Origin of the sequence: Flagellimonas crocea (assembly GCF_033441595.1) — a bacterium.
GTDB classification, from domain to species: domain Bacteria; phylum Bacteroidota; class Bacteroidia; order Flavobacteriales; family Flavobacteriaceae; genus Flagellimonas; species Flagellimonas crocea.
On record NZ_JAUZVX010000003.1, the window covers coordinates 294,556 to 307,732 of the forward strand.

A 13,177-nucleotide genomic window follows, 5' to 3' on the forward strand; every position below is an offset into this window, starting at 1 on the left:
AAGATTTATCCAGAATCGAAGAATTCTTAGGTTTGGCTCAGTTTGAATCCAAAGTGGATTTTTCTTCCTTGTTCGATGTTTTTTCGGAAACCCGAGGGGCAGTGGCCTTTTCCAGCGTAAAGGAGAACTCTGAACCTACATCGACTTCACTTTCTACATAAATTTTCTCTCCATGGGCCTCCACAATATGCTTTACAATGGAAAGTCCCAATCCAGAACCGCCCTCGGCACGGCTACCGCTTTGGTCCACCCGATAAAAACGCTCAAAAAGTCGCGGAATGTGCTGTTTTGGGATTCCTCCTCCGTTGTCGGTTACTCTAACGATCACTTTGTTCTTTATCAGGTTTTCCACGCTCACCTCCGTGGTACCTTTGGGCAATCCGTATTTAATGGAGTTCACCAATAGGTTACTGATCACCTGTTGTATTTTTTCCTTGTCCCCGTTCACATAAATAGGATTGGGGTATTCCATATCAAAGGTCAACGATATTTCCTTTCGGGCCGCTTTCATTTCCAAGAGGTCGAAGGTGTTTTGGATAAGCTCTATGATATTAAAATCCTCTCGTTCCAATTTGAGCTCGCCCGCCTCCAGTTTGGTGATCAGATCGAGGTCCTTTACTATATAAATGAGCCTTTCCACACCTTTATTTGCACGTTGGAGGTATTTTTTACGGAGCTTTTTGTCCTTCATGGCCCCATCGAGTAAGGTCAAAATATAACCTTGAACTGTAAAAAGGGGGGTTTTTAGCTCGTGTGAAACGTTGCCCAGAAAATCCTTTCGGTATTCTTCCCGTATTTTGAGGGTATCTATCTCAATTTTCTTGCCTTCCGCAAACTTTTCAATTTCCTCTACCAAGGTTTTCATATCGGTAGTGACCGGTTTGGAGGAGAAAGATGAGGATTCCAATAGGGAAACATCATCATAAATTCTTTTGATTCGTCGATATATGAATCGTTCTACCCGTATTTGTATGATAGCAAAGCATATTCCATAACATATTAGGGCAAAAAGAATGGTATGCGTCCAAATAAAATAGTTCGCAACAATCTGAAAGCCTAAAAATGTCCCTGTAATCAAAAGGGTAATAACCAAAGAAGATCTAAGGGCAAACTTGTATGATTTCTTTAGCTTAATGGCCATTAGAGCACAAACTTATAGCCTACGCCCTTAACGGTTTTAAAGTGGTGATCTCCGATTTTTTCGCGTAGTTTTCTAATGTGAACATCAATGGTTCGGCCACCAACGACCACTTCGTTGCCCCAAACCTTGTCCAATATCACCTCGCGCTTGAACACTTTATTGGGTTTGGAGGTCAAAAGGGACAGTAGTTCAAATTCTTTGCGCGGAAGCACCATTTCCTCCCCTTCGTTCACAATTTTGTACTCCTCCCTGTTGATGACGATATCGCCTACCTTAACGATATCCTCTACCTCTTTCTTTTCATCTTTGATGCGTCTGAGCAACGCTTTTACCTTGCTCACCAATACCTTTGGCTTAATGGGTTTGGTAATGTAGTCGTCCGCACCGGCATCAAAACCGGCCACTTGGGAATAATCTTCGCCTCGGGCGGTCAAAAAGGTAATGATGGTGTGGTCCAGCCCTGGAGTATTCCTAATCATCTCGCATGCTTCAATACCATCCATTTCCGGCATCATCACATCCATAATAATGAGATGGGGATTCTTCTTTTTTGCTTTGGCTACGCCCTCTGCTCCGTTTTTCGCGGTAAAGACCTCGTATCCTTCCGCAGAGAGGTTATAACCTATAATTTCCAGAATATCAGGTTCATCGTCAACGAGAAGAATCTTAATGTCCTTGTTTTTCATGGGATGGTATTTCTATGTTAATCGCCCAAATGTAAAGATAATACACTTACAGGATATATGCTTAACGTTGATTTAATCTAGTAACGTTATTGTAACGGAATTGAAATAAACTCTTAACATACAACTAACACGGCTTTTACAGCGTGCCCGTTTCTTTGCCCAAAATTTAATCCTACAGACCAAAGTATGAAAACGTATCTAATATTGGCCTTTTCGTTGTTCACTATAATGCTTTCCGCACAGGAAAACGGAAGCATTGTGGGAAAACTTACGGATAAGGAACTCAATAACGAACCTCTACCTTTTGCCAACGTTTTGATAAAGGGCACTACCAAAGGAACTACTTCCGATTTTGACGGTCTTTTCCAAATTGCAGATGTTGAACCGGGAACTTACACCTTGGTTTTTAGTTTCTTGGGATATGAGACCTTAGAGGTGCCCAATGTAGTTGTAGAAGCTGGTAAGGTAACAGAAATAAATACCGGTTTAGGCGCAAGCAGTGTTGGACTTGATGAAGTTGTGGTGACTACAACGGCCCGTAAAGATTCCGAGATTGCACTATTGCTTCAACAAAAAAATGCCCTTGTAATGCAAGAGGCCATTAGTGCCGAGGCATTGACTCTAAAAGGTATTGATGATGCCGCGGCAGCAGTGGCCCAAATTTCTGGTATTTCCAAACAACAGGGGTCCAGCAACGTATATGTACGTGGTCTTGGCGATCGATATCAAAACACGACCATGAACGGTTTGTCCTTGCCATCCAACGATGTGGAGAAAAAGAACATCAACCTAGACCTTTTTGGTTCCAGTATCATTGAAAACGTAGCCGTTAGCAAGTCGTACAGTCCAACATTTTATGGAGATTTCGCCGCAGGTAATGTTAATGTGGATTCCAAGGAGTACACTGGAGACGGTTATCTTGAAGTTGCTTTGGGAAGTGGAATCAATACCAATGCTGCTGGGGAAGATTTTGTAAAGAGCGAAGGCACCAGTGATTTTGGGTTCTACAATAGATATGACAACAATCCATTTGCAGTTGTCCTATCCCACGGAGTAGATCCCGAAGCCGCATGGGACCCCATTAATCTTAACGGAGCTATCGAAGGCGGTTATTCCTTCGACTTCAATAACGATAAATCCAGATTGAGCTTTTTTGGTGCCGCAAGTTTTTCGAACGGTTATGAAATTTGGGAAGGACCTGCCAGGGACTTTACCAACGTACTAAAAGTAGATTTTCCAAACGTTCGGGAGTTTGCCTATAAGTCAACCACAACCGCTTTGGCCAACGTAACCTATCGAATCAATACCGAAAACAAGGTAAAGTTCAGCTCTTTGTTTGTAAACAGTGCTGCCGATCGCGTAGGATATTACGGGGTTAATGGGCAAGGAACCAACCGTGATGCCATTTTGGATACCGACCAAGGTTTCTATGTAATGAACGTTCAGTTTAACCAAGACATGATCTTTGTTAACCAATTGACAGGACAACATTTGTTCGATGAAAAACTATCCTTTGATTGGGGAGTTGGTTTCAACAAAGTTTTTTCCGATGAGCCGGACAGAAAGCGAATCACCTTGGAAAATTATCAATTGGCGTTGGACAATGATGCATCCACCAATCCCGTATTCTACACCAATATTCCTTTTGATAACCAACGCTTTTTCCAGAGCATCGATGAAAACGAGCTGAACAGCTTTATGAATTTGGGCTACAAAGTCTCTGATAAGGTGAAGTTTAATTTTGGCTATAACGGAAGAAGAAAAGAACGTAGGTTCAGCAGTATCCGATATGGGTATGATATTGTAAACAGGGACAATACCCCTGTAACCGATGTAAACAACCTTAACTCCATCTTTAATGTGGAGAACATCAACATTCCATCTGGAGAGGGGCTTTGGAATACCATTGTTCTTAATCCGATTACCAACGAAATTGGAAATACCAACCGACCTGGTTTACCGGAGAACACCTATAAAGGTAATTTGGGGATTCACGCATTCTACACCACTGCCGAGTTAGGTCTAACCGATAAACTTAGTGTTGTACCGGGTATCCGAATTGAATCGTTCAGCCAAAAAGTGGAATACGATGTAATCAATATAAGCCCTGTAGATCCTGGTTTTAGAGAAGTTTATGAAAACATCTTTTTACCTAGCTTAAATGTTAAGTATTCCTTGACCGAGAACTCCAATCTTAGGGCAGGCTTCAGTAAAACAGCTTCTTTCCCCGAATTTAAGGAGGTTGCACCATTTGTATACGAATCCGTAACGCAACGTGTGGGTGGTAACCCTGACCTTTTGGGCGGATTGAACGGTGATGGACCCACTTATTCCGACATCTATAATTATGACCTTAAATATGAGTGGTTCTTGGAGAGAGGTGAAATCATTTCCATTGCTGCCTTTGCAAAGACCATCAAAGACCCGGTAAACCGAGTGGTAGCTGCCGATGCAACCGGTACACAACGTTACTTTAGAACCGGAGAGCAAGCAGATATTTATGGTGTTGAATTGGAGGCCAGAAAAAATCTTGTAATGGATGCCGATGACAACGCCATTGTATCCGCAGGAGTCAATGCCGCTTATACGCATACCGAGCAAGATTTAAAAGATATTCCTGCGGGTACTGAAAACACCTTTGGAACGTCTTTTGACAGGTCTTCAGATCAGTTGGAAGGTGCCTCCCCTTTCATTATCAATGCGGATTTGAACTATAGCCCCACATTTGGAAACTATAAGCCGAAAGCCACCGTTGCCTTCTCCTATTTTTCCGATCGTATTTTCTCTTTGGGTGCCGGTAGCTTGGGCAACATTGTTGAGAAAGCGGTACCTACATTGAATTTTGTATGGCAAAATTCCTTCGGGGAGCACTTTGAAGCGAATCTTTCCGCCAAAAATATTTTGGACCCGGATATATCCTTCATTAGAGAAGGAACCGATTTGGGAGACATTGTAATAAGAGAGTATAACCTTGGGGTTAACATTGGGCTAACCCTTAAATATAAATTTTAATTCTATCTAAATTTCTGACAAATGAAAAACAAGTTTTTATTTTTAGGTATAGCCGCCGCTTTGTTCATTGCTTGTGAAGCCGACGATACCTCAGATATTGTTATCACCGATAACAGTGTAACGAACAACACCACCAACAACACAGATGGTGGCGATGGAGAAGAAGTAACTGCTGTAAGCTTAAACGGTCTGTACACTCAAGACCTTACATTGGATCCGGACATTGCCTATACAGTGACTGGGCCAGTACTTATGGCAAACGGAACTACCCTTACCATTCCTGCTGGTATGACCATTGAAGTAGAGCCAATCGGAGTAAACGCATACATTGCCATTCAGCAAGGAGCTCAGATCAATGCTAATGGAACAGCATCGAATCCAATCGTATTTACTTCAAATAGTGCTGAACCAGGTCCTGGTGATTGGGGCGGATTGGTTGTTTTGGGAAGAGCGCCTATCAACTCAACTCCAGATGGGTCAACCGATATAGCAACTTCTGAAGTTGGTGCTTTGGCCTATGGAGGTAACACTCCAGCAGATGATTCAGGTGTAATCCGTTATGTTCGTATCGAGTATGCAGGTGGTGCCATTGATGGTAACGCCGAGTTGAACGGACTTTCCCTTTATGGAGTAGGGAATGGAACCCTAATCGATTACGTACAGGTATACGAAGGTTCTGATGATGGTTTCGAATTCTTTGGAGGAACAGTTGAAGCCAGTCACTTGGTCGTGGTCAATGCAGAGGACGATTCCATCGACTGGACCGAAGGCTTTACAGGTGTCCTTACCGATGTATACGTTCAGCACGGAGGAACAATCAACGATAAAGCCTTCGAATGCGACGGTTTCAATACTGATTTTAGCAACGAAGCCGGTTATTTCTCAAACCCGACCGTAACCAACGTAACAGTTGTAGGTGGACCAAACAACGCTGGAGAAGCAGTCAGGTTGCGTGCTGGAACACAAGGTACTTTCACAAATATATTGGTTATCGATTTTGAAGAAGCCTTTGACTTGGATGACGCTGAAACTGGTCAAGGTGTATTGGACAATCTTTTGAACATTGTTGATGTAACATTCACCAATGTAACCGTTACCTTGAAAAATGACACCGGCGCCGTATTTAACGAAAGTGATGTTATATCAGGTGTAGGAAACGGAACAGGAACCGACATTGCCACTTGGGGAGCTGGTTGGACCGTAGGTATCAACTAATCCTAAACAACACATAAAATTAGAAGGCCCTCAAAAAATCGAGGGCCTTTTTTTTGCATTTCATCGAAAAGTAACCCCCTATTCGTCAAACGGTTCCGTTTTCGCATCGCAATTTTTATATATTTGTGGCACACCGTTTGCAACCATTAACGTATGAAGCACTTTTACCTAGTCATTTTTTTATTTGTCTGTACACTTGGGTTTTCTCAGGAAAATGCAAAGTCAAGTGCGGATATTGACGGGTTCAAGCTTTATCCCAACCCTGTTACCCAAGGCAAAGTCTATATTGAAACGGCACAGAACTCCCCAAAAAAAATTCTTGTGTTCGACGTTTTGGGAACCCAAGTACTTCAAACCACCATTTTGGGCAACGAGCTCAACCTTTCTGAATTGGATAAGGGCGTTTATATTTTAAGGGTGTTTGAAAAGGATAAAGTGGCCACTAGAAAGCTCATAGTGAAATAGTTCGCTTCATTTTTTCACCTTTCAAATCCTCCAAACCACAACATTCAACGCTTTACAACCCGTTTTAGTACTTTCACAACATAAAATGGCCAACTTTTAAGTGTTTGCATATTTTTATATTGCACATAGACCCCAAATCAGCAATATGAAGAAAATCTACTTTATTTTACTTATGGCTTTACCATTACTATCCTTCGGTCAAGACCTGGTAACTGTGAACAATGAGCCCGTACAGGAGCTCAAGGGTTTCAAAATGTACCCTAATCCAGCGTATGGAAGCGAAGTGTATATCACTACCGAGACCAACGGTGACAAAGAAATCAAGGTTTATGATGTTTTTGGCGAAGTTGTCCTAACCAAAAGAATCACCACGAACACGTTGGACATATCCCGACTGGTACCCGGTGTGTATGTGCTCCAGGTAACAGAACGAAAAAAAACAATGACCAGAAAGCTGGTCATCAAATAAAAGACCATACATTTTTAAAGCCCTTTTCGCAAAGGGCTTTTTTATTTTTGGGTACTTTTGGTCCCGAATGAAACAGTTTGATACCCATCGGATTTTCAATATTGGCAATGCAACCGAATTTGATGCCCTAGCATTGGACATTTTCCGGTTTCAATATGAAAACAATCGGGTATACAGGAACTTCTGCGATCATTTGAAAACGAATCCACAAAATGTTTCGCAACATCTGGACATTCCTTTTTTGCCCATTTCATTTTTTAAGTCGTACCAAGTACTTTCCTCTAGCAACGGTGCACAGACCATCTTTACCAGTAGCGGCACCACACAAAGCACTACCAGCAAACACTTTGTGCCAGATATAAAACTGTATGAAGAAAGCTTCATAAGGGCATTCCAATTATTTTATGGGAACCCCAAAGAATTTTGCATACTGGCACTATTGCCATCTTATTTGGAAAGAGAAGGCTCTTCCCTAATCTATATGGTCAACAGCCTAATTGAACAATCGGGACACCCAAGTAGTGGCTTCTATCTTCATAATTTGGATGAACTACATCAAAAGTTGGAAGAATTGGGGCGAAAAGGCACAAAAATCCTGCTTATAGGCGTTTCTTTTGCACTTTTGGACCTTGCTGAGCAGTTCACCTCAGCATTAAAAAACACCATTGTTATGGAAACCGGAGGCATGAAAGGCCGTCGCAAAGAACTGATACGGGAGGAACTCCATCATATCTTAAAAAAGGGGCTTGGTGTGGACAAAATACATTCGGAATATGGGATGACGGAGCTATTGTCCCAAGGTTACTCCAAAGGTGATGGCATTTTTCAAACACCACCTTGGATGAAAATCATTACCCGTGACACCGAAGATCCTTTGACCATTCAAGAAAATGGCAGAACGGGCGGCATCAACGTTATTGATTTGGCCAACCTATATTCCTGCTCTTTCATCGCTACCCAAGATCTGGGAAAGACCCATCCAAACGGAACTTTTGAAGTTTTGGGCCGTTTTGATGACTCCGATATACGCGGCTGTAATTTGATGGTACTTTAACCTATACCATTACAAAAAACAACAAAATAATTCCGGTCAACCTGTCCCGATAGATATGGGGATTGTTTCAGGTTCATATCCAGATGTAATCAATAATATGGGATTCTAAAATAAATTCAGAATTACCTTTTTCCTTTTTTTTTGATGTAGTTGATCTTTACATCTACGCTATTACTAGCACAAAATAGTTCTTCTTTCCGCGCTGTAACAACACAAATTTATCATTGATCAGATCTGACGCAGTAATCAGGTAATCCTCTTGTACCTTTTCCTTATTGACCGATATAGAATTTTGTTTCAGTTCCCTTCTTGCCTCACCATTGGAACCCAAAAATCCGGTTTTGGCGGCCAACGCACCGATCATATCCAGACCGGGTTCAAGTTCATCCCTGTTTACCGTGGCCTGTGGCACGCCCTCAAAAACATCCAAAAATGTTTTTTCGTTGAGTCCCTTTAAATCTTCGGACGTTGATTTACCAAAAAGGATTTCACTTGCCTTAATGGCATTATCCAAATCCTCTTGCGAATGCACCATTATGGTAACCTCTTCGGCCAATTTCTTCTGAAGTGTCCTCATATGTGGAGCTTCTTTATGTTCCGCCACCAAACCCTCAATTTCCTTTTGGTCCAAAAAGGTGAAGATTTTGATGTACTTCTCCGCGTCCTCATCAGAAGTGTTCAACCAATATTGGTAAAACTTATAGGGTGATGTTCTCTCGGCATCCAACCAGATGTTTCCGCCTTCGGTCTTTCCGAATTTGGTCCCATCTGCCTTGGTAATCAATGGACAGGTAAGGGCAAAACCTTTGCCTCCGCCGATTCTTCGAATCAGTTCGGTACCTGTTGTAATGTTCCCCCACTGATCGCTGCCTCCCATTTGCAGGCTGCAATCGTGGTTTTGGTAGAGATACAGAAAATCGTATCCCTGGACCAATTGATAGGTGAACTCGGTAAAGGACATACCTTCTTTGGCATCGGAGGAAAGCCGTTTTTTCACGGAATCCTTCGCCATCATATAATTTACGGTAATGTGTTTTCCAACATCACGGATAAATTCAAGAAAAGAAAAGTTTTTCATCCAATCGTAGTTGTTCACCAGAACCGCTGCGTTGGCCTCGCCACTTTCAAAATCCAAAAAACGGCTCAATTGACCTTTGATGGCCTCTTGGTTATGACTTAGGGTTTCCTCGTCCAACAGATTGCGTTCCGCTGATTTACCGGAAGGGTCTCCGATCATACCCGTTGCACCACCAACCAATGCATAGGGTTTGTGTCCGGATAGCTGAAAATGTTTCAACATCATAACCCCTACCAAATGGCCAATGTGCAGGGAGTCCGCTGTTGGGTCAATGCCCACATAAGCGGCTCGCATCGCTTCCATTAAATGTTCCTCGGCACCGGGCATCACGTCGTGTACCATTCCCCTCCATTGTAGTTCTTGAACAAAATTCTTAGTCATCATCAGTTTTTTGGAATAGCTGCAAATATAAAATGAAGTTGGCATTTTGCTCCATATTTAAAGTACAAATAGGTACTTTTACCTTATGATTTTGGTTACAGGAGGCACCGGGCTCATCGGTTCCCATTTGCTTTTCCACTTGGTCAGCCATGGAAAAGCGGTTCGGAGCAATTACAGGACCAAAGAGTCCATCGAAAAAGTCCATACCGTTTTTGGTTACTATACGGACGACCCCGCTCTTTTGGTCGAGCAAATTGATTGGGTAAAAGCGGATATTACGGAAGTGGGCGGACTTGATTCCCTTTTTACGGGAGTTGAGCAGGTATATCATTGTGCCGCCCTGATTTCCTTTGACCCAAAAGATTTTAAGGCCTTGGAACGTACCAACGTGGAGGGTACGGCCAACATCGTAAACCTATCCTTAAAATATGGCATAAAAAAACTGTGCTACGTAAGTTCCATTGCCGCAATCGGGTCCAATATCAAACAAAAAGAAGTCACCGAAGAGAATGAGTGGAACGACGCCATGGCCTCGGTATATGGAATTTCAAAGTATGAAGCTGAACTGGAAGTGTGGCGCGGTTCGCAAGAAGGACTTTCCATAGTGATCGTAAACCCGGGAGTAGTGATAGGTCCAGGTTTTTGGAAACGGGGCAGTGGGACTTTCTTTACCTATGCATCCAAAGGGAAAAAATATGTTATCCCAGGAGGTACAGGTTTTGTAACCATAAACGATGTGGTGAGCACAATGATGAAGTTGATGGATTCCTCCATCCAAACAGAGCGTTTTATCCTGGTCAACCAGAACATGACATACGAGCAATTGTTCCAGAAAATTGCCCCGAAACTGGGGGTGGAACCTCCAACAAAAAAAGTCTCCAAATTTATGTTGGAATGTTTCTGGAGATGGGATTGGATTAGGAGCCATCTTTTTGGCAAAAGGCGAAAATTATCCAAGAACATGGCTAAAGGCCTTTATCACCAAGAGTTTTATAGTAGCGAGAAAATAAAGTCGGAATTGGATTTTACTTTCGAGGATATGGACGAGGCCCTGGCCTTTTGCTGTGAAAAGTTTAGGGTTCCACAGGAGTAGGCCTTTTCACCTTGGTCTCTCCTTGTTCTTGAGCGGCCTTTATAGAATCGCTGCGTTTAAGGTTTGCTTTCCGTACGCTGTCGTTCCTTCGCTCTCCAATTGCTTCCAATGTATCTTTTTGCCGCTTTACCCGTTCTTCCACCTTTTCGTAAATGGACTGGTATTCCAAAGGAAGTGAGGCATAATACAGATCGCTTTGTGAAAACTGGGCGCTGTCTATATCATATTTCTCATAAAGAAATTCCATCACCTCGAAACCAGAATCATCCCATTTGCTCGTTACACTGGATTTGGCGGCGTTCAAAATAGCCAAGTCATGAAGGATTTCGACCATTTTCTCTTTGGCAATAAGGTTTTCCGGCTCCTCTACCACCTTTTCGGTGCAGGAAACCAAGAGTATTGAACCTAGGAAAAGTGCTAAACCATATTTCATCCCCTATCGATTAAAAGTAAGTCGCTTCGCATTCTTTTCTGCACTGAATTTGCCATTCTCGTAAGCTAAAAGACCGTTTACAAAAGTCCGTTTTATTTCGGAATCAAAGGTAATGCCTTCAAATGGTGACCATCCACATTTATAGAAAAGATTATCTTTTTTAACCTCGTTTTTAGAATTCCGATTCACTTGGACCAAGTCTGCATAATATCCTTCATGTATGAATCCACGGCGGTCGATATCAAACAATTTTGCAGGGTTATGGCACATTTTTTCGACCATTTTTTCCAAACTGATGACACCTTCCTTTTCTTTTTGCAACATGGCCAAAAGTGCATGCTGAACCAAAGGCCCACCAGATGGCGCGCTGGTATATGGGTTATCTTTTTCTTCAATCGTGTGCGGGGCATGGTCCGTTGCCACAACATCAAAACGGTCGTCCAAAAGCGCCTCCCAAAGTTTTTCCCTGTCGGTTTTGGTCTTGACGGCAGGGTTCCATTTGATATGGGTTCCCTTTTTGGCATAATCCTCATCAGAAAACCACAAATGATGGATACATACCTCCGCGGTGATTTTTTTCTTTTCCAGCGGGATTTCATTGGTGAAAAGGTCCGTTTCAATGCCTGTGGAGACATGGAACACATGTAATCTAGCCCCCGTTTTTTTGGCCAGTGCTATGGCCTTTGACGAGGAAAGGTAACAGGCTTCAGCACTTCGTATGATGGGGTGCATCTCAATGGGAATATTCTCCCCGTACATTTCTTTGTATTTGGCCAAGTTGGCCCTAATGGTCCCTTCGTCCTCGCAATGGGCAGAAATTACCATCTCGGTATTGCTGAAGATTTTTTCCAGCACCTCCTCATTGTCCACCAACATATTTCCAGTTGAAGAGCCCAAGAACAATTTAACACCGGAGCAAGCATTCTTGTCCAATCGTTTCAATTCCTCCAGATTATCGTTTGTTCCTCCAAAAAGAAACGAATAATTGGCCGATGAATCCTTGGCTGCCATAGCAAACTTTTCCTCCAATTTTTCAATGGTAGTGGTCTGCGGGTTGGTATTGGGCTGCTCCATATATGTGGTAATGCCCCCGGCTATCGCGGCCCGGCTTTCTGTTGCAATGGTGCCTTTATGGGTAAGGCCCGGCTCCCGAAAGTGCACTTGGTCATCAATGATACCCGGCAACAAAAGGTCTCCGTCCAGATCGATCACCTTGGCATTGGCATCGGAAATATTCCCGTCTATGCGGGCAATAAAGTCCCCGTCCAACAAAACGTCGGATTCAAAAATGCTGTTCTCGTTCACGATTCTGGCATTCTTCAACAGTATTTTGGACATAACTAAAAGTTCTTTTTAAAAAATATACTCCTAATCTTCATGGCGATTACGCCAAAAATAGCTTCTCGAATGATGGCAGAGTTCATTTTGGATTTTCCGTTTACCCTATCGGTGAAAATGATCGAGACTTCTTCTATCTTGAATTTTTTGAGATAGGCCCTGTATTTCATTTCTATTTGAAATGCATATCCGATAAAGCGTACGTTGTCCAAATTAATGGTTTCCAGTACTCTCCGATGGTAACAGACAAAACCGGCCGTGGGATCGTGGACTTTCATCCCGGTGATCAATTTTACATAAAAGGATGCTCCATAGGAAAGAAGTATCCTGGCCAAGGGCCAGTTGACCACATTGACCCCTTTTTTGTACCGCGAGCCAACGGCAACGTCAGCTCCGTTTAAACAGGCCCTGTGCAAGCGAACAAGGTCCGCGGGGCGGTGCGAAAAATCGGCATCCATCTCAAAAATATACTCATACCCGTTTTTCAAGGCCCATTTAAAACCGTGGATGTATGCCGTTCCCAGACCAGATTTTTCCTTTCGCACTTCCAAAAAAAGTCTTTCCGGAAATTCATTTTGTAGGCTTCTTACACAATCCGCAGTACCATCGGGAGAATTATCATCCACCACTAGGACATGAAAATCCCTTTTTAAATCGAAAACCGTTTTAACAATGGCTTCAATGTTTTCAATTTCGTTGAATGTAGGTATAATGACCAAGCCGTCTGCCATTCGCACTAGATTAGAATTTCAAAAATACGGTTTTCTATCTTGTCCGTGCAACTTAGCTTTTGCAGGTTAAAATAACACTTG

Annotated in this window: 12 protein-coding genes; 6 read left to right on the forward strand and 6 right to left on the reverse strand. The window is 42.6% G+C overall.

All coding sequences use genetic code 11. The features are described 5' to 3' along the window. Nucleotides 1-37 precede the first annotated feature (37 nt). Both SD449_RS10735 and SD449_RS10740 read right to left on the reverse strand, forming a co-directional pair. On the reverse strand, nt 38-1,141 hold the full coding sequence (locus SD449_RS10735) for a sensor histidine kinase (protein ID WP_318310554.1): 1,104 nt from the start codon (nt 1,139-1,141) through the stop codon (nt 38-40). Then, on the reverse strand, nt 1,141-1,827 hold the full coding sequence (locus SD449_RS10740) for a response regulator transcription factor (RefSeq protein ID WP_318310555.1): 687 nt from the start codon (nt 1,825-1,827) through the stop codon (nt 1,141-1,143). Before SD449_RS10740 ends, SD449_RS10735 begins: the two co-directional genes overlap by 1 nt. A gap of 186 nt (nt 1,828-2,013) precedes the next feature. On the opposite strand from SD449_RS10740, the gene SD449_RS10745 reads away from it, so the two are divergent. From SD449_RS10745 to SD449_RS10765, 5 genes are all read left to right on the forward strand, one after another. Next, a complete protein-coding gene (locus tag SD449_RS10745; protein WP_318310556.1) occupies nt 2,014-4,839 on the forward strand; it encodes a TonB-dependent receptor in 2,826 nt (941 codons plus the stop codon). Between the two features lie 21 nt (nt 4,840-4,860). Then, a complete protein-coding gene (locus SD449_RS10750) occupies nt 4,861-6,054 on the forward strand; it encodes a multidrug transporter (protein ID WP_318310557.1) in 1,194 nt (397 codons plus the stop codon). A 153-nt stretch (nt 6,055-6,207) separates the two neighbouring features. Continuing rightward, nucleotides 6,208-6,519 carry a T9SS type A sorting domain-containing protein gene (locus SD449_RS10755; RefSeq protein WP_318310558.1) on the forward strand — a complete coding sequence of 104 codons (312 nt, stop codon included), beginning with the start codon at nt 6,208-6,210 and terminating at the stop codon, nt 6,517-6,519. 145 nt (nt 6,520-6,664) lie between these two features. Next, entirely contained in the window at nt 6,665-6,988 is a 324-nt protein-coding gene (locus SD449_RS10760) for a T9SS type A sorting domain-containing protein (protein WP_318310559.1), read from the forward strand. Nucleotides 6,989-7,055: 67 nt separating this feature from the next. Next, nucleotides 7,056-8,042, forward strand: a complete 987-nt coding sequence (locus SD449_RS10765; protein WP_318310560.1) for a LuxE/PaaK family acyltransferase — start codon at nt 7,056-7,058, stop codon at nt 8,040-8,042. A gap of 163 nt (nt 8,043-8,205) precedes the next feature. Here SD449_RS10765 and tyrS read toward each other — a convergent pair whose 3' ends face one another. Beyond that, entirely contained in the window at nt 8,206-9,501 is a 1,296-nt protein-coding gene (gene tyrS / locus SD449_RS10770) for a tyrosine--tRNA ligase (protein ID WP_318311237.1), read from the reverse strand. A gap of 85 nt (nt 9,502-9,586) precedes the next feature. Here tyrS and SD449_RS10775 point away from each other — a divergent pair, with 85 nt between their 5' ends. After that, entirely contained in the window at nt 9,587-10,594 is a 1,008-nt protein-coding gene (locus SD449_RS10775) for an NAD-dependent epimerase/dehydratase family protein (protein ID WP_318310561.1), read from the forward strand. Here the strand turns inward: SD449_RS10775 and SD449_RS10780 are convergent. Genes SD449_RS10780 through SD449_RS10790 form a run of 3 tightly spaced genes read right to left on the reverse strand, consistent with a single transcriptional unit; the run spans nt 10,575 to nt 13,096 of the window. After that, nucleotides 10,575-11,027 carry a DUF4296 domain-containing protein gene (locus SD449_RS10780; protein WP_318310562.1) on the reverse strand — a complete coding sequence of 151 codons (453 nt, stop codon included), beginning with the start codon at nt 11,025-11,027 and terminating at the stop codon, nt 10,575-10,577. The genes SD449_RS10775 and SD449_RS10780 overlap by 20 nt on opposite strands. Nucleotides 11,028-11,030: 3 nt before the next feature. Next, nucleotides 11,031-12,365 (reverse strand): dihydroorotase, encoded by a 1,335-nt coding sequence (locus SD449_RS10785; RefSeq protein ID WP_318310563.1) that lies wholly within the window; start codon nt 12,363-12,365, stop codon nt 11,031-11,033. Between the two features lie 2 nt (nt 12,366-12,367). Continuing rightward, a complete protein-coding gene (locus SD449_RS10790) occupies nt 12,368-13,096 on the reverse strand; it encodes a polyprenol monophosphomannose synthase (RefSeq protein ID WP_318310564.1) in 729 nt (242 codons plus the stop codon). Nucleotides 13,097-13,177 lie beyond the last annotated feature (81 nt).